Annotated in this window: 19 protein-coding genes; 11 read left to right on the top strand and 8 right to left on the bottom strand. The window is 50.1% G+C overall.

From position 1 onward, the window contains the following. Positions 1-30: 30 nt before the first annotated feature. The 3 genes from AOC34_RS06290 to AOC34_RS06280 are packed head-to-tail and all read right to left on the bottom strand — an operon-like array spanning position 31 to position 3,557. Complete coding sequence (locus AOC34_RS06290) at positions 31-1,629, bottom strand: rhodanese homology domain-containing protein (protein WP_108469265.1); 1,599 nt, start codon at positions 1,627-1,629, stop codon at positions 31-33. Between the two features lie 49 nt (positions 1,630-1,678). After that, positions 1,679-2,638, bottom strand: a complete 960-nt coding sequence (locus AOC34_RS06285) for a DMT family transporter (protein ID WP_108469264.1) — start codon at positions 2,636-2,638, stop codon at positions 1,679-1,681. Between the two features lie 7 nt (positions 2,639-2,645). Then, entirely contained in the window at positions 2,646-3,557 is a 912-nt protein-coding gene (locus tag AOC34_RS06280) for an NAD(P)H-hydrate dehydratase (RefSeq protein ID WP_108469263.1), read from the bottom strand. A gap of 112 nt (positions 3,558-3,669) precedes the next feature. Here AOC34_RS06280 and AOC34_RS06275 point away from each other — a divergent pair, with 112 nt between their 5' ends. The 3 genes from AOC34_RS06275 to AOC34_RS06265 are packed head-to-tail and all read left to right on the top strand — an operon-like array spanning position 3,670 to position 7,237. Further along, positions 3,670-5,091: an MBL fold metallo-hydrolase RNA specificity domain-containing protein gene (locus AOC34_RS06275; protein ID WP_108469262.1), complete on the top strand. Its 1,422-nt coding sequence runs from the start codon at positions 3,670-3,672 to the stop codon at positions 5,089-5,091. Between the two features lie 41 nt (positions 5,092-5,132). Next, positions 5,133-5,999 carry an LOG family protein gene (locus AOC34_RS06270; RefSeq protein WP_108469261.1) on the top strand — a complete coding sequence of 289 codons (867 nt, stop codon included), beginning with the start codon at positions 5,133-5,135 and terminating at the stop codon, positions 5,997-5,999. A gap of 2 nt (positions 6,000-6,001) precedes the next feature. Further along, positions 6,002-7,237 (top strand): BaiN/RdsA family NAD(P)/FAD-dependent oxidoreductase, encoded by a 1,236-nt coding sequence (locus AOC34_RS06265; protein ID WP_108469260.1) that lies wholly within the window; start codon positions 6,002-6,004, stop codon positions 7,235-7,237. On the opposite strand, the gene AOC34_RS06260 is transcribed toward AOC34_RS06265, so the two are convergent. Beyond that, positions 7,191-8,039, bottom strand: a complete 849-nt coding sequence (locus AOC34_RS06260; protein WP_108469259.1) for a sulfurtransferase — start codon at positions 8,037-8,039, stop codon at positions 7,191-7,193. The two genes, AOC34_RS06265 and AOC34_RS06260, sit on opposite strands and share 47 nt — an antisense overlap. 87 nt (positions 8,040-8,126) lie before the next feature. Further along, positions 8,127-8,312 carry a hypothetical protein gene (locus AOC34_RS06255; protein WP_108469258.1) on the bottom strand — a complete coding sequence of 62 codons (186 nt, stop codon included), beginning with the start codon at positions 8,310-8,312 and terminating at the stop codon, positions 8,127-8,129. 243 nt (positions 8,313-8,555) lie between these two features. On the opposite strand from AOC34_RS06255, the gene AOC34_RS06250 reads away from it, so the two are divergent. Next, positions 8,556-9,149, top strand: a complete 594-nt coding sequence (locus AOC34_RS06250) for a hypothetical protein (protein WP_108469257.1) — start codon at positions 8,556-8,558, stop codon at positions 9,147-9,149. Positions 9,150-9,232: 83 nt separating this feature from the next. Here AOC34_RS06250 and AOC34_RS06245 read toward each other — a convergent pair whose 3' ends face one another. After that, positions 9,233-10,069 carry a substrate-binding domain-containing protein gene (locus AOC34_RS06245; RefSeq protein WP_108469256.1) on the bottom strand — a complete coding sequence of 279 codons (837 nt, stop codon included), beginning with the start codon at positions 10,067-10,069 and terminating at the stop codon, positions 9,233-9,235. Between the two features lie 83 nt (positions 10,070-10,152). Here AOC34_RS06245 and AOC34_RS06240 point away from each other — a divergent pair, with 83 nt between their 5' ends. Continuing rightward, on the top strand, positions 10,153-11,163 hold the full coding sequence (locus AOC34_RS06240) for a substrate-binding domain-containing protein (protein WP_108469255.1): 1,011 nt from the start codon (positions 10,153-10,155) through the stop codon (positions 11,161-11,163). 46 nt (positions 11,164-11,209) lie between these two features. Continuing rightward, on the top strand, positions 11,210-11,926 hold the full coding sequence (locus AOC34_RS06235) for a haloacid dehalogenase type II (protein WP_234408058.1): 717 nt from the start codon (positions 11,210-11,212) through the stop codon (positions 11,924-11,926). 80 nt (positions 11,927-12,006) lie between these two features. Here AOC34_RS06235 and AOC34_RS06230 read toward each other — a convergent pair whose 3' ends face one another. Continuing rightward, positions 12,007-13,005, bottom strand: a complete 999-nt coding sequence (locus AOC34_RS06230) for a Bug family tripartite tricarboxylate transporter substrate binding protein (protein ID WP_199908276.1) — start codon at positions 13,003-13,005, stop codon at positions 12,007-12,009. A 159-nt stretch (positions 13,006-13,164) separates the two neighbouring features. Here AOC34_RS06230 and AOC34_RS06225 point away from each other — a divergent pair, with 159 nt between their 5' ends. Both AOC34_RS06225 and AOC34_RS06220 read left to right on the top strand, forming a co-directional pair. Then, positions 13,165-13,443, top strand: coding sequence for a SemiSWEET transporter (locus tag AOC34_RS06225; protein ID WP_108469253.1), 279 nt, complete (start codon positions 13,165-13,167; stop codon positions 13,441-13,443). A 21-nt stretch (positions 13,444-13,464) separates the two neighbouring features. Further along, positions 13,465-14,157, top strand: a complete 693-nt coding sequence (locus tag AOC34_RS06220) for a fumarylacetoacetate hydrolase family protein (RefSeq protein ID WP_108469252.1) — start codon at positions 13,465-13,467, stop codon at positions 14,155-14,157. On the opposite strand, the gene AOC34_RS06215 is transcribed toward AOC34_RS06220, so the two are convergent. Then, positions 14,154-14,564 carry a DUF2237 family protein gene (locus tag AOC34_RS06215; protein ID WP_108469251.1) on the bottom strand — a complete coding sequence of 137 codons (411 nt, stop codon included), beginning with the start codon at positions 14,562-14,564 and terminating at the stop codon, positions 14,154-14,156. The genes AOC34_RS06220 and AOC34_RS06215 overlap by 4 nt on opposite strands. A 107-nt stretch (positions 14,565-14,671) precedes the next feature. Between AOC34_RS06215 and AOC34_RS10240 the strand changes: the two genes are divergently transcribed. Genes AOC34_RS10240 through AOC34_RS06205 form a run of 3 tightly spaced genes read left to right on the top strand, consistent with a single transcriptional unit; the run spans position 14,672 to position 16,396 of the window. Beyond that, on the top strand, positions 14,672-14,824 hold the full coding sequence (locus AOC34_RS10240; RefSeq protein WP_159074829.1) for a DUF5993 family protein: 153 nt from the start codon (positions 14,672-14,674) through the stop codon (positions 14,822-14,824). Next, positions 14,824-15,384, top strand: coding sequence for a disulfide bond formation protein B (locus tag AOC34_RS06210; RefSeq protein WP_108469250.1), 561 nt, complete (start codon positions 14,824-14,826; stop codon positions 15,382-15,384). The genes AOC34_RS10240 and AOC34_RS06210 overlap by 1 nt, the downstream gene beginning before the upstream one ends. A gap of 16 nt (positions 15,385-15,400) precedes the next feature. Further along, positions 15,401-16,396: a Bug family tripartite tricarboxylate transporter substrate binding protein gene (locus AOC34_RS06205; RefSeq protein ID WP_108470090.1), complete on the top strand. Its 996-nt coding sequence runs from the start codon at positions 15,401-15,403 to the stop codon at positions 16,394-16,396. Positions 16,397-16,453 lie beyond the last annotated feature (57 nt).

Raw genomic sequence — 16,453 nt, 5'->3', positions numbered from 1 at the left:
GCCACCCTAGACCTGGGGTGGCGTTTTTATTTATAAGACCCAGAAATGGTGCGTACCATCCTTGCCTAGTTGAGCAACCAAACCAAATTCCCAATCCAGGTATGCCTGCATAGCCTCGGGACCAACATTAGTTCCTTCGTAGGGGCGTTTATAGCGGTCGCGCGCAGGTGAGGCGAGGTGGGTTTCGCCTTTCTCTAGAGGATGTCCAGCCTTGATCCATTCGGAGTTACCACCTTGCAGTACAGACACTCGTTTACCGGAGTAGGTTTGCATTTCAGCGGCAGCGAAAACAGCCAGCTCTGCCGGTGTACTGGTCAGCACATAATGCTCTGCCACTGGTAGCGACTTCAACGCTTCGCTTAATTCGGAGCGAAGGGCAAACCAAGCGCCTGGAATGTGACCTCGCACATAAAACGCATGGGTACTGAAATCAACTACCAGCACATCTGCATTCGACTCTTGTAGTCCGATGAGTGTGGCTACTTCAACGTAGTTTACTTTTGGCAAAGAGGGTAATGGGTTTTTCCAAGCGCCGCGCTCGCTCAAGTTGCTTTCGCTTAAGCCGTCGACGACATATACATCCCAAGCCATCTGAGCGAGCCACGAAGCTGCCATGTCCGCCCGAACCCCACTGGGATCAGCCAAAACAATGCGAGCGCCCCGCACTGGAGCAACCATTTCAGTCTCTTGTACTAGTTGTCCGCCTGGAACCGAACGAAAGCCGGGAAGGTGTCCGGCTTCATATTCTTCTGGGGTGCGGGTATCAAAAAAGTAAGTGGTGCGCCCATTCTGCTGCTGCCACTCCTTCACATCACTTAACTGCGCACGTTTTACTTTGGCCCGATCAGCGACAGAGCGGGCTCGCTGTGCTGCCTCTGCTGCAGTTTCAGGGCCTACATCAGTAAATCGCCGGGTTTGACCGACGTCCAAGCTTTGTCCAGCCAACTTCCAGCCAATCGTGCCATTGCGCAGGGCATGCACTGGGTTTGGAATGCCCGCATTGATTAAGGATTGGGTTCCTAAAATACTGCGTGTTCTACCGGCGCAATTCACAATAATCTGGGTTTTTGGATTGGGCGCAATTTCCTTCACGCGCAATACAAGCTCAGCGCCGGGAACGCTAATCCCGGTAGGGATACTCATGGTGTTGTATTCATCAAAGCGGCGCACATCTAGCACCACCATGTCTTCATTGGCATCGATGCGTTGCTTTACCTCTTCTGCCGAGAAGGAGGGTGTATGGCGCTTAGATTCGACGAGCTCACCAAAAGACTTGCTGGGCACATTGACGTCCCGAAACAATTCACCGCCCGCTGCATCCCAGGCCCGAATGCCGCCTTGGAAAATGGATACATCGGTATAGCCCAATGCAATCAGGCGGCGCGCCGCCAATTCGGCAAAACCTTCGCCCTCATCGAGGGTCACAATCGGTACATCGCGCCTAGGCAACTTGGCATAGGCATCATATTCGATGCGAGAGAGGGGGAGGTTAGCCGCAAACAGAGGATGTTCTTCGGCATGGGGGCCTTCTTCGCGCACATCTAAGAATGCAATTTCGCGGCGCTCCAGAAGTGCGTTGCGAACGTATTCGTAATTTTTTTCTGGGATAGCGTGATCGCTTGCAGTCATTTTTCTTATCCTTTTTTTACTTATTTTAACAACAGCGTAATGCCAGTGCTCAGCGACCATCCACCTCAGTCGATTTGGCGAGGACTGCTTTATCAGTAGGATCATTTTTGACTAGTAGCCACATTGCGGCGATGACAATCGCCATGCCGCCAAGCTGCAGTAGGCTGACGGTTTCGGACAGGACTAGCCAGCCCATAAAAATCGTAGCGATCGGACCAACGATGCCGGCTTGCGCCACCAATGGAGAGCCAATCCGGTTAATGGCAACAACGATCATCGTCATCGGAATGACGGTACAGATACTGGCGTTAATTAAGCTCAGTCCATAAATCTCGGGCACTTGGTTAAAAATGGCGCTCGGGTCGTAAAAAAGTATTTGGATGATGCTGCACACGGCCGAAGCAGAGCTCGCAAAAACGACCAGGCGAACGCTACCAATCCGGCGCACCATCTCGCCAGAGCCAATCATGTAGGCCGCATAAGCGCAGGCACTAGCAAAAACCAGAGCCATTCCTAGCCAAGCCTCGCTACCGAGGATTGCCACGTCCTGAATAAAAACCAATGTGACACCAAGGTAGCCGGTGATCAGTGCTAGCCACTGAATTCGTGAAATCCGTTTCTTGAAAACAAAAAAAGAAATCAATAAAACGAGTGTGGGCGTAAGGTACAAAATAATGCGCTCAAGCCCCACGGAAATGTATTGCAGACCCAGAAAGTCAAGGTAACTCGATAAGAAGTAACCTAAAAATCCGAGACCGCATACTTTGAGTGTATCTAGTATGGAGATGGGGCTCATCGGTTTACTGCGCGCTTGCCAATAGTACAAGGCCCAAAACAGCGGTAGTGCAAAGATCATGCGTAATGCCAGTAGCGTTTCCGGTTCGGTGCCATAGGAATAGGCAAGCTTAATTAAGATCGCTTTGCCTGAAAAAAGGATTGATCCGAGTCCGGCCATGAGGATGCCGGCAAGGTAAAGGCGACGCTGTTCTGTACTTGAAAAAAAAGACATGCCGCTTTTATAGCAGGTCGTTGAGCACCTGTCGTATTTCCAGGATCAGTTCGCTTGGGGTTATACCAATCGGCCCACCCAGTTTTTCCCTTAATCGATCAGCTGCTAGGGCATGTACCTCAACGCCAAGGCAGGCTGACTCCCAAGGGGTGAGCTTCTTATCCATGCCTTGAGCCACTAGGGAGGCAATGAGCCCAGTTAAAACATCGCCAGTACCGCCGACTGCCAAACCCGGATTGCCCCGATTGGAAACGTGAGTTTTCTGAATGGGTGAGCCAAGTAAGGTGTGCTGGCCTTTCAGAATCACAATCTGCTGACTCCAGGCTACCAGCGCGCGAAGGCTACCTATGCGATCAGCCTGAATTTCTGCGCTGGTGCTGTGAAGTAAGCGCGCCGCCTCGCCAGGGTGGGGCGTCAAGATGCAGGGCAGGGTGCAATTCTGAAGGGCGGTACCTAAAGCATCATCTGCAGCAATTAAGTTAAGTGCGTCCGCATCGATAACGATTGCGCCCAGCGAAGATACCACTGCATAGTCCCTCAGCACTGCGCCTAACCATGCTTTGGCCAGTAATGAGGATCCGAGTCCAGGACCGATCGCAATCACATTGGGTTGAAGGCCTTGTAAGTGGGCGATGGGGTCATCTAGCAGATTATTTACCTGAGCACTCTCAATCATGAGCTCAGGCTGTTCGGCGAGGGCATGCGCTGAATGGCCATCCAGCATACACAGCATGGTGTAACCCGCTCCACTGTGCAGCGCTGATTTTGCTGTGAGCAGAAGGGCGCCTGCCATGCCAATGGATCCGCCAATGCAAAGCACCTTGCCGGAGTGCGCTTTATTAGTATCGGGAAGCCGCTGTAATTTCTTGGCTAAGGGTAGTGCATTGAGTGGTTCAGGGGCAAGATTCGATAATGGCATCCGATTACACCCCTTTCTTGTTATTGGCTTATGTAGATTGATCAGTGTATGCTGAAAGTACTACTTGGTAAATGGATGCCCAATGTGATTGGGCATTAAGGATTGAAGCCATATGAAAATACAGTTTTTGGGTGCCGCCGGCGAAGTCACTGGATCCAAATACCTATTGGAGATGGATCTAGCGCAGCGCAGTCGACGCGTCATTGTCGACTATGGAATGTTTCAAGGGGGTCGTGAGGCGCTGGAAAAAAATCAAGGTGCATTACGCATCTCGGCATCCGAGGTGGATTGCGTCATATTGACCCATGCCCACATAGACCACAGCGGCCTATTGCCGAGACTTTGCGCTAGCGGCTTTAAAGGTCCGATTTACTGCACTGGGGCTACCTTTGAGTTACTAAAAATTATGTTGCCCGATAGCGCCCATCTGCAACTGGCGGATAGTGAGCGCGCTGCCAAAAAAATCAAACAAGGAAAGTGGCGGGGTACTGTTCCTGAGCCCTTGTACAGCGCTAAGGAAGTAGAGATAGCCTTATCGCAGATACGGGTTGTGGAATACCACCAAACCATTGAATTATTCGCTGGGTTGCGTTTGAGTTTTTATAACGCGGGTCATATCCTCGGTTCGGCCATTGCGGTGCTGGATGTTCAAGAGACGGGAGCGAAGTCAAAGCGCTGTGTTTTTTCTGGAGACCTGGGTATGCAGCGGCGCCCTCTCATGCCGGATCCTGAGTTAATTGAATCAGCCGATATCGTGGTGGTGGAGTCCACCTACGGTGATCGCTTGCATCGAACCATGGCGGATACCGAAGATGAGTTGGTTGGGGTGATTTGTAAAGTGATGGCAGAGCACGGCAATATCGTGATGCCTGCTTTTGCGGTAGGACGTACCCAGGAAGTCTTATTTGTCTTGATTGATTTGGTGCGGCGAGGGCGATTACCTAACTTGCATGTTTGGGTTGATTCGCCGATGGCAACGGCTGCAACCCGATTGACTGAACATTTTTTTGCGCAGCTTGATCCTGAATCGCAATCCACATTTGCCTGGCTCAAAGAAAATCCAGCCGCATTGCATTTACGCTTTATTGCCGATGTCGAAGAATCCAAGGCCCTCAATCGGGTTAAAGGTGGCGCCATTATTATTTCAGCAAGCGGGATGTGTGATGCCGGGCGTGTTTTGCATCATCTGTTATGGAACTTACCCCGCGCTCAAAATGCAGTGGTGATTACAGGCTTTCAGGCGCAGGGTAGTTTAGGGCGCCGCCTGGTTGATGGGGCGGCTTCGATTCGGGTAATGCATCAAGAAGTCCCGGTTAGGGCATCCATTCACACGATTGGCGGCTTATCTGCCCATGCTGATCAGTCCGGCCTTTTAAAGTGGCTGAAGGGTTTTAAAAAAGCACCCCAGAAAGTGTTCGTAACGCATGGCGAGGAGAAGTCGTCCAGTGCCTTAGCGGCAGCAATTCAGCGTGAGCTCCATTGGGCTGATGTTACCGTGCCGGTACTTAATCAGATTGAGGATTGCTCGCTTTAATCTGACTACAATGGGTCTATTCCGACTGCATTGGATTGCTTATGGGCAATACGCTCCGCCGCACCACCCCCGTTAGCATTACTGACCTAGTAAAGCTTTCCGAGCCTAGCGCTGCTGCATCAGGCTCAAGCCAGGCACATGACTCTTATAAATTCGCATACGATGACGATGCATTTTTATCCCGTCGCGAAACTCTAGGAATCCGTTTTGAGTTAGAGCTACTCAAGCCCGACTTATTACTGCGTGAAATGGGCATCGAGAACACCGTGGTGGTTTTTGGTTCGACCCGCTTTTGTAGTCCAGAGCGCGCCGCAGAAATGCTTCAGAAAGCCAGTACGCCCAGCGAAAAAACTGCCGCTGAAAAAGCGCAAAAGGGCACTCATTTTTATAACTCTGCACGACGCTTTGGCAGCTTAGTAGCGCAATACAATCTAAAACAAGCGAGCAATGCCGATAAGCTGGTGATTTGTACTGGTGGCGGTCCCGGCATTATGGAGGCGGCCAATCGAGGCGCTTTTGAGATGGGCGATCTATCTATTGGTTTTAACATCAGCCTGCCGCGTGAACAAACCCCAAATCCCTACCTAACTCCCGGCCTGAGCATACGCTTTCATTACTTTGCCCTGCGCAAAATGCATTTCATGATTCGGGCACGCAGCATTGTGGTGTATCCAGGTGGCTTTGGCTCTTTGGATGAATTGTTTGAAGTGGTTACGCTCATGCAAACCAATAAGGTCGAGCGCTTTCCGATTATTTTGGTCTGCAAGTCCTTTTGGGATGATGTATTGGGATTTCAAAAGCTAATTGACTATGGCGTGATTGATGCGGCCGATATGGAGTTAATTCATTTCGTCGATAGCGCTGAAGAGGCTTGGGACCACATCGCAAATTGGTACGAACTCAATTGAGTATGAGTGCCCCATGGGATGCGATTGTTGTCGGAGGGGGTGCAGCAGGGCTCTTTTGCGCCGGCATTGCTGGTCAGCTCGGTAAAAAAGTATTGGTGTTGGATCACGCCGCCGTGCTTGGCGAGAAGATTCGCATTAGTGGTGGCGGTCGCTGTAATTTCACCAACATCAGTAGCACCCCGGCCCATTTTTTGTCTTGCAATCCGCATTTCGTGAAGGGTGCTTTAGCGCGCTATTCTTCCGCTGATTTTATTGGGCTAGTAAAACGCTACCGCATACCCCACCATGAAAAACACCAGGGTCAACTCTTTTGCGATAACTCCGCGAAAGATATTATTGCCATGCTATTTGCGGAATGCCAGCAGGGTGGAGTCACTATTCGTAATCCCGTATCTGTGGAGAAAATCCAGTCTGTTCATGGAGGCTGGGAGATTAAAACCAATCAGTGCGTGGAGCGCGCTAAAGCGGTTGTGATGGCTACAGGCGGACTACCTGTGCCGGCGATTGGTGCTACGGACTACGCATTAGACATTGCCAAGCAGTTTGCCCTTCCGATAACACCAGTGCGTCCGGCCTTGGTCCCGTTGTCATTTACATCGGATGAGTTTGCGCATTTAAGTACGCTCGCCGGTCTAAGTGTGCCCGTGCGAATAACCTCCGGCACAAAAGCGCAGCGTTATGGTCACGGCGATTTTCAGGAAGATCTGCTCATCACCCATAAGGGCTTGTCTGGCCCTGCAGTCTTACAAGCCAGTAGCTATTGGATCGAAGGGGAGTCTATTGCGGTTAATTGGCTCGGCGCGCATGATGTCAAAGGCAAGCTGTTTAATTGCGATGCCTTATTTGATGATCCAGACAATCGACTCAAGCAAACGGAAACGATCTTAGCGATGGTATTGCCGCAGCGTTTAGCCAAAGCGTTTGCAGAACAGCAGTCGCTGCTCGGTCGCAAGTGGGCAGAGGTTGGTAAAAAAGATCGACAAGCCCTGAAAGCAGTCTTACAGCAGTGGACCGTGAAGCCTGCCGGCACTTTAGGCTGGAAAAAAGCCGAGGTGATGCTCGGTGGTGTGGACACTAAGGCGCTGGATAGTCAAACGATGATGGCCAAAGCGCATCCGGGCTTGTACTTTATCGGGGAATGCGTTGATGTCACTGGCCACCTTGGGGGCCATAACTTCCAGTGGGCCTGGTCTAGCGGTTTTGCCTGTGCCCAAGCTCTAGCGGCAGCTCAGACCTAGCCGACCATTCGTGCCACGAGCCGATGTAATTGCGGACCTGCGGATAGCCAGCTAAACGCAGCGCCCAATACGCATTAGCAGAGCGGGCTCCGCGATGGCAGTAGGGCACTATTTCATCATCATCTTTAATTCCGCGACTGTGCAGCAAAGCCCTAATTGCTTCTGCTGATTTAAAGCGCCCCCGCTCTAAAAACGCTGACCAATGAATCCATACTGCGCCAGGTACATGTCCGCGGCGCTCACAACATGCAGTGTGATCAAGACCATCGTGCTCCAGCTCATCGCGCACATCGATCACTACGCGCTTTGGGTGATTGAGTTCAGTTACCAATGAATCGGCCGCCATAAAGCCAGAACTGCTGTGTTGGATTTCAAACTGCCGAGGTGTGCTTACGGAAGCTGTTGTGCTGATGGGGCCGCCAGACTGCTGCCATGCATTCAGACCGCCATGCAGTAAACGCACCTGACGGTGCCCGAGGTATTCCAGTAACCAACATTCTCTGGCAACGCGCACCCCGGTATCGTCGTCATAGACCACTAGGGGTGTATCCAAGGTGATGCCAGCAGCGCCATAGAGGGCCGCCGCTTGATTAGCAAAAGCGCGCATGCCTTCGGGCTTGGTATTTGGTACAAAGTAATCGTAGGTACTGACCGAAATTGCTCCAGGAATATGTCCGGCAGCATAGGCTTCGGGTGAGCGGGCATCAATAATTAGGCCATCGAGGTTTGCAAATGTGGCCAGCAGGGTTTCGGGCTCGACTAAGAAAGCGTCGAGCGAATGGAGTTCTGTGGGGGAGGGCATGCCTAAGTGTACTGAGGTGAGCGAAAAAAAGGCCCTAAAAGGGCCTTTTGCTTCGTTATCGGCGCAGTGCCGACCGCTTCTTTCTGCTTATTCTTGGCAAAAACTAGGGCTTGCCATGAATTGCGCTGCAAACTGAACGCCCATTACACGGACATAGCGTTGCAGCATCTCCAGCGACGCGGGGTCAAGTAAGTTACTGGCAGGGATGCCGGTTGCCTTGGTTTCACGAATCAGTAGGGCTACTTGGGCCCATTTATGTAGTCTTTTACGCATATTTGTCTCCTATGAGGCAAATAACGCACTGACTTTTGATTAAGTTAACAAGAATTTTGATTTATTTTGAACTTTTCATAAAAAAACGCCCAAAGCTAAAAATGCACCAATTTAGTGCGATAAAAGCGAATTCCTGTAGGGCGATCAGCCGTAGATAAACAGGCACAGGCTGGGTAGTAAACTGAGCCTCGATGGGAGCCTAACGCCCATCTTTTTTAGATCCTTCATTCATTAGGAGTTCACTTGAAGAAAATTGCCCTTATCGTACTCTGCACTACATTTGCAGCCACCAGTTTTGCCCAAGCCCCCGCTAAGCCAGCTGCCTCATCCGTTTCGATGGCGCCGGTTGCAGCAGAGGTAGTTGTCATGACTTCGACCGTTGATTCCGTTGACGTTAAGAAGCGCATCGTTACTTTAAAAGATGACAAAGGCAATACCGCCACCATGACGGTAGGTAAGCAGATCAATGACCTTGAAAAAGTCAAGAAAGGCGATTTGTTTGTAGTGGAGTATGCCCAGGCATTGGCAGTTGGATTGGCGATTGCACCTAAAGATGCGAAGCCAGGCGTTAGTGGAACACGGACCGTTACCATCGCTGGTAAGGGCGCTAAGAAGCCATTTGAAGAAATTACCGATGTGATCATTGCTACAGCAAAGATCACGAGCATTGATGCTGCTAAGCGTACTGCTGTATTGACCTTGCCAAGCGGCGAGAAGCAAACCGTGAAGGTGGATCAAAAAGTATTGGGCCTTGAGAAATTCAAGGTAAACGATGATGTGGTTGTAGAGTACATCGACGATATGGCGATTGGTTTTGTAACGCCACCAAAGAAGTAAACATTGATGCGCGCATCGTAGTGTGCGCCGCATAAAAACAAAAGGCCCGCACTGCGGGCCTTTTTATATGCTTTACTGCTTTATCATTTTGCGTTCGGAAAGAACAGCTGTTCGCCGCCCACTTTATAAGAGGCAATCGTATCTTGACCTTCTTTCGAAACCAGCCAGTTGATAAATGCCTGACCCTCGGCTTTTTTCACATTAGGAAACTTTTCTGAGCTAACCAGCATCACGCCATATTGATTAAAGAGCTTGGGATCGCCCTGAACCAGAATGGTGAGATCACCGCGATTTTTGAATGAAAGCCAAGTGCCTCGGTCAGCCAAGATGTAAGCGTTCATGCCCGATGCGGTATTCAGAGCAGGACCCATGCCGGATCCAGTTTCTTTATACCAAGGCAGGTTTGCATTGACTTCAACGCCTGCGCCTTTCCAGTAACGCAGTTCTGCTGCATGCGTGCCACTTTTATCGCCGCGCGACACAAAAGCAGATTTGCTATCAGCAATCTTCTTGAGTGCGACTTGAATGTCTTTTCCGCCTGCGATTTTGGCAGGATCCGATTTGGGTCCTAGTAAGACAAAGTCATTAAACATCACTTCTTGCCGTTTATCGGAAAATCCCTGCGATACAAATAGCTCCTCTGCAGCTTTGTCATGCACAAACACCACATCAGCATCGCCGCGGCGACCGATATCCAGAGCTTGGCCAGTGCCTACTGCAACCACTTTGACGGCAATGCCGGTCTTATTGGTGAAGACCGGGAGAATATGACCGAATAAGCCGGACTGCTCGGTTGATGTGGTGGATGAAACCAGAATGCTTTTCTGAGCTTGTGATGCAGCTGGACCACTTCCAATTAATAAGCCAACAGTCAGTAGGGTGGCAGCGCTTAGTGCGGAGTATTTTTTATATAGCGACATGAAATCATCCTTTTAAAAGAAGTTGTTATGATTCATGCCTTCGGTGTATAAATCAATATGCAATTAATTACATATGAGCTGATATGAATATCGTGATTAAGCCCGCCCTAACGCTAGAGTCCGGCGGCAAGAGTCGTTCATCTGCTGATTTGTCAGCCATTGCCATCCTGTTGCGGGAAGTCCAGCGAGGCAAAACCATTCAATCAGCCGCAGAGGCGCTCGATGTTTCGTATCGGACTTTATGGAATCAAATTAAAGTGGCAGAAAATGCCTTAGGTACGCCTTTATTGCTGAGCACCAAAGGCCATGGCTCTAAGCTCAGTCCAGCAGCAGAATCCTTTTTGAACTCCGTTACCCAAATGGAGCGTCGCTTTGATCGGGTGAGTCAAGATGAAGTGAGGCGACTATCCGGTGAGCTTTCGTCATGGATTGATCCTCGCCCAGTCGGCTGGGTTTGTTGCAGCAGTAGCGACCCATTAATTGAGCAGGCTATTGATGGACTCGCTCATATTGATTATCAAACCATGGGATCAGGTCAGGCGCTCGAGCGTTTGCTTGGCGGTGATGCTGATATTGCTGGATTTCATTTGCCTGATCAGGATAGTTTGTTGCAAGTGCAGGCCCATTTAAAAAAAGCGGGGATGATGGCTTATCCCGTGATGCGACGTACGCAAGGGCTGATGGTGGCTACCGGCAATCCTTTGCGAATAAAAAAACTGGCGGATTTAGCTCGTCCCGAGGTGCGATTTATCAATCGGCAAAAGGGCGCGGGAACACGCTTACTGCTCGATACCTTGATGGAGAAAGAGGGCATCGGGAGCGATCGGATTCGAGGATATCGCCATGAAGAGTTTACGCATACTGCGGTGGCTACGGCAATCGTGGCTGGCGCCGCTGACGCGGCACTGGGCCTCAAGTACATAGCAGCGCAATTTCGTTTGGGTTTTGTTCCGCTGGAAGAAGAGACGTTCTATTTAGCCATGTCACCCAAGACCCATGCTAGTAAGCCGATACAAAAGTTCATCCAGTCCTTACAGGTTTTGGCGTCAAAGCAGGTGGGCTACCGAGCTGCGACTGTCCGGCCCCGAAAGTAGCTAAAATCAAAATACCCAATCGAGCAGACTGCTAAGGAGCATTACCTTGAATAAACCGTCTCCCGCCAGCCAAGTGAAGGTGTTGGCATTTGATGTCTTTGGTACGGTGGTTGATTGGCATGGATCGATTGTGCGCGAAGTTAGTAGCTTAGGGTTATCCGTAGACCCGGTTGATTTTGCGAGCGCTTGGCGTAATGGCTATCGACCTGCTATGGCGCGTGTTCGTTCTGGCGAACTTCCATGGACAAAAATTGACGACTTGCATCGCATGATCTTGGATCAGGTGTTGCTGGATTTGGGAATTACTTCCCTAACTGAGGAACAAAAGCGCAATCTCAATTTGGTTTGGCACCGCCTCGCAGCATGGCCTGATAGCGTTTCTGGCTTAACGCGACTGAAGCGTCAATTCACGATTGTGACGCTATCGAATGGCAATTTAGGTTTGTTGGCCGATATGGCGAAAAATGCCGGCTTGGCTTGGGATTTGATTTTGTCGGCAGAAGTATTTCGGCACTACAAGCCCGATCCAGAAACCTATCTAGGCGTTGGTCAAACCTTTGATCTGCCTCCAGAGCAAACCATGCTCGTTGCATCGCATAAAGATGATTTGGCAGCAGCCCATGCGCTGGGTCTAAAGACTGCGTTTATAGAACGTCCAGCCGAATTCGGGCCTAAGAAAGCCAATCCGGATTTAGAGCATGTGAGTTGGACTACTTTTCATGCAACTGACTTTAATCACCTAGCGGATCAGTTGGGTGCATAAAAAAACCGGCTGCCTTTACGCAACCGGTTTTAATCAATACGAACTACTGTATTTCGTTTGGCTGAAAAGCCACATGAGCATCAATCGACTTTGATGTTCGCATCCTTAATTACCTTGGCCCACATTGCCACTTCATTGTTGATTTTCTTGGTCGCGTCATTTGCATTTAGGTAGTTGACATAAACGCCAGCGGCAAGCATGCGCTCTTGCACCTCAGGTCGCTGCAGAATAACTCGAATGTCTGCATTTAACTTATCGATAATTGCTTTTGAGGTACCGGTCGGGGCTGCAATGCCAAACATGGACACCACATCAAAATTGGGGATGCCAGTCGCTTCGGTTACGGTTGGCACATCGGGTAACTGCGCTACGCGCTTGGCAGTGCTGACAGCAAGTGGTCGCAGACGCTCACTTTGAATGAAGGACAGCGCCGCAGGAACAGTCTCAGCCATACTCAGGACTTGGCCACCAACGAGATCGGTCATGGCGGGCCCACTGCCTTTATAAGGCACGTGCAAAATATCAATTCCAGTTACCTTCATCAGCATTTCCATAGCCAAGCGTTGCGGCGCGCCGGCTCCAGAGGAGGCATAGGTCAGCTTACCGGGATTGGCCTTTGCATAAGCAATAAATTCCTTCATATTTTTCACCGGTACTGTTGGGTTGACAACAAACACCAGGGGCACAACGCCGACGATAGAAACTGCCGTTAAGTCTTTCTCTAGGTCGTACGTAATCGTGGCTTTTTGAAGCGTGGCATTAATGGCGTGCGAGGTCATGGCGCCCATTAACAAGGTGTAGCCATCATTCGGTGCTTTTGCGACCGCATCTGCACCAATATTGCCGCTCCCGCCTGAGCGATTATCGACAATCACTTGCTGCCCAAGAGACTTGGAGAGCTCTTGCGCCATAATGCGCCCAATGACGTCAGTAGCGCCACCTGGCGGGAAGGGTACAACTAATTTAATCGACTTGTTGGGATAAGCTTGCGCTAGAACCGGGCTTGCCCCAGCTCCACATAAAACTGCGCTTGTAGCAAGTGCAGCGATCCAAAAACGCCTCTGAATAAATCGGTTCATGTTGTATTCCTTTGCGGCATCAAAGCCGTTTGAGTATTTTTATGGTTTATTGGCAACTAATATGCCTTATACATACTGCATACGCCACTTTAACAATAGTATGGATGCATATGCTTGATCTAGATCATTCGAAGACTGCGCTTAGTACAATCCCTAGTTATGGATCTTGTTAACCTGATTGGAACGGTGGCCGCTACGCTGACGACCTTGGCCTTTTTGCCCCAAGCGTGGCGTTCATGGCGCACACGTAATCTAGCGGGCGTGTCTTTGGCGATGTATGGCTTTTTCACGCTAGGCGTTTTTCTTTGGTTGGTCTACGGCATCCTATTGATCCAATGGCCCATTATTGTGGCCAATGCCATCACGTTCGTTTTGTCATGCAGTATTCTGTTTTTAAAAATTCGGCACAAAGATTTGCCGCATCACCCGCATCAGTAGATACAGTAAAGAAAGGTTTTTATGAGCACCCAGTATGTGATTGAGCCCGTTGCCTTGCCATCCTTGCCAGTAGTAGGGGATACCCGCCGCTTTGCAGTCAACCGTATTTATTGCGTTGGTCGAAACTACGCTGATCATGCGCGTGAAATGGGCCATGATCCGGATCGCGAGCCGCCATTCTTTTTTATGAAGCCAGCGAGCGCAATCGTGACGGACGGGGCTGATATGCAATACCCCAGCCTCTCGAACGATGTGCACCACGAGATTGAGATGGTGGTGGCGATTGGCAAGGGCGGTGCCAATATTGCTGCTGATAAAGCCTTGGACCATGTATATGGTTACGGCGTTGGTCTGGATATGACGCGCCGTGATTTGCAGGGGGAAGCAAAGAAAATGGGGCGGCCTTGGGATACTGGAAAAGCCTTTGATCAATCTGCTCCATGCTCTGCCTTAGTCCCAGTTTCACAGTGTGGTCATCCGGCGCAAGGTAGTGTTCGCTTGATGGTGAATGGCGAAGTGCGCCAAGAGGGCGATCTCAATCAGTTAATTTGGAATGTGCCCGATACGATTGCCTACCTCTCAACGCTGTTTACGCTGCAACCCGGTGATTTAATCTTTTCTGGAACACCGGCAGGTGTTGGTCCGATTAAAAAAGGCGATGTGCTGGAGGGCGAGGTTGTTGGCTTGCCTCTATTGAAGACACGAATTGTTTAAAGTAAGCCGTCTTTCGCAGCGTATTGTTTTAAGGTAGCTAAATCAATTTGGTCGAGGGCTTTGATGTTCGTACTCTCGAGCTGAATCAAGGGCGCGCACTTGGCTTCAAGCGCCTCTTTCCAGCGATTGAGGCAAAGGCACCACTGGTCTCCAGGTATTAGGCCTGGAAATTGCCACTCTGGTCTTGGGGTAATTAAATCGTTGCCTCGCTCCAGACTGAACACCAGAAATTCTTTTGTCATGATGGCGCAGACCAAATGACTCCCTAAATCCTGCTCATCGGTTTTGCAACAGCCATCCCGAAAAAATCCAGTGAGGGGGTCAAATGAGCAAGGGACGATCGGCTCGCCCAGAACATTCAAGGCGATGTCGTGATCAGGGTCATAGCGGTATTGATCTGCTGCCATACGCTTGGATTCGCTTTAAAAACATTGCAATAACCATTTATACGCTATTTCCCTAGGCAGTGGGCCATTTTGATCGCATGGGCATACGCTAGAATGAGCGCATGTATATGTTCCTTCCGTTTGTGACCGCATTACTTGCTACTGTGTGCATTTGGTACGAGCGGCGCACCCTCGCCTTGAGCTTTACTGGCATTACCCTGCTCATATTGCTAGCGTGGTTTCAGTTTCATGCGACCACTCATTTAAATATTAGCCTCTAATGCGCGCCAATCCCTTTTCGTTTGCAGGCCTTGGTAATTTATTAGCCTTATTGGCCGTCAATGGTTCATTGAGCTACGCCTTCTTTGATCAATTGTATTTTGGGGAATTGCCTTGCCCGCTATGCCTATTGCAGCGTGTTGCCTATGTATTGGTTGGTATTGCGCTGGTCCTGAATATTCGCTTTGGGGCACACAGTGCGCATTATGGTTGGGGCATTTTAGGATGCGTGACCGGTATGGCGGTATCGTTGCGTCAAATTTTGTTGCACATCATGCCCGGTGATGCTGGTTTTGGTAACACCTTTTTAGAGCTTCATTTTTATACGTGGTCTTTCGTGGGCTTCATCGGCTTAATTGCGGCCCAAGCAATCTCAATGATGTTGCCGAGCGGCGGCGTCCGCAATCACGGTTGGTTTGCTAAAGCCTTGGTGATTTGGTTCATCTTGCTGGTGCTTGCGAACGTGTTCTTCACGCTGCTCGAGTGTGGAATAGGCCCCTGTGCTGATGATCCAGTGAGCTACGATGGATTGCAGTGGCTGCGCCAACGCTTTGGTATTTAGCATGCAGGTAGTGCGAATGGCTGTTGCATCTTTTCAAAAACTAGCGCTGCTATGCTGCTTACTATTTCTGACGATCAATGCACCGGCACAATCCAATCCCGTAAAAAATACTGCTTGGCCAAAGCAAGCCATTCGGATTGTGGTGACTTTCCCGGCCGGGGGTGCGCCGGATATTTTGGCACGTGTATTGGCTGAAAGTTGGCAGCCTGCCTTAAATGTCCCGGTGGTAATCGAAAATCGCCCTGGGGTTGGCGGCAACATTGGCGCAGATATCGTGGCCAAAAGTAATCCAGATGGATATACCTTACTTATCGGCACGGTGGGCATTCATGCGATTAATGGGGCGCTTTATAACAAGATGCCGTTTGATCCGATTGCGGATTTCACGCCAATCAGTTTTTTAGCCAGCACACCCAATGTACTGGTAGTTAATAAGCAGCTTGGCGTCACTTCCTTACGTGAGTTAATCGCTCTCGCCAAATCAAAACCCAATCAACTGACTTTTGGATCTTCGGGAATAGGTACGTCGCTGCACATGTCCGGCGAACTCTTTAACGAAATAGCGGGAGTGCAAATACGCCACATACCTTACAAGGGCCGAGCACAATCCTTGCCTGACTTATTGGGCGGTCGCATATCCATGCTGTTTGATAACTTATCTTCAGCCTTGCCCTTAATCCAGCAACAGGAGATTGTGGCCTTGGGAGTCACTACCCTAAAACGCTCACCGGCTGCGCCCGAGATACCGACACTGGCAGAGCAGGGCTTGCCTAATTTTGAGGCGGTTTCCTGGTTCTCCTTGATGGCACCCGCAGGCCTGCCCAAAGATCTGCAACAACAGCTCAATCGCTTAACAATCGAGGCTTTATCAAAACCCGAAGTGAAGCAAAAGCTTCTGATGAGCGGCCTAGAACCCAATCCAGGCAGTCCGCGTGAGCTCAGTAAGCTCATCCTAGAAGAATCCAATAAATGGTCCAAGCTAATCCAAAAGGTGGGCATCAGGATTGATTAGGGTTTTGAAGGCTGCAATACCTTATAAGTTTGTCATCTTCTGCCTAAGTGCTGCGTT

It is taken from the genome of Polynucleobacter difficilis, from assembly GCF_003065365.1.
GTDB lineage: Bacteria > Pseudomonadota > Gammaproteobacteria > Burkholderiales > Burkholderiaceae > Polynucleobacter > Polynucleobacter difficilis.
The sequence above is the reverse complement of the archived record's forward strand: the minus strand, read 5'-3'. Positions and strand labels throughout refer to the sequence as shown.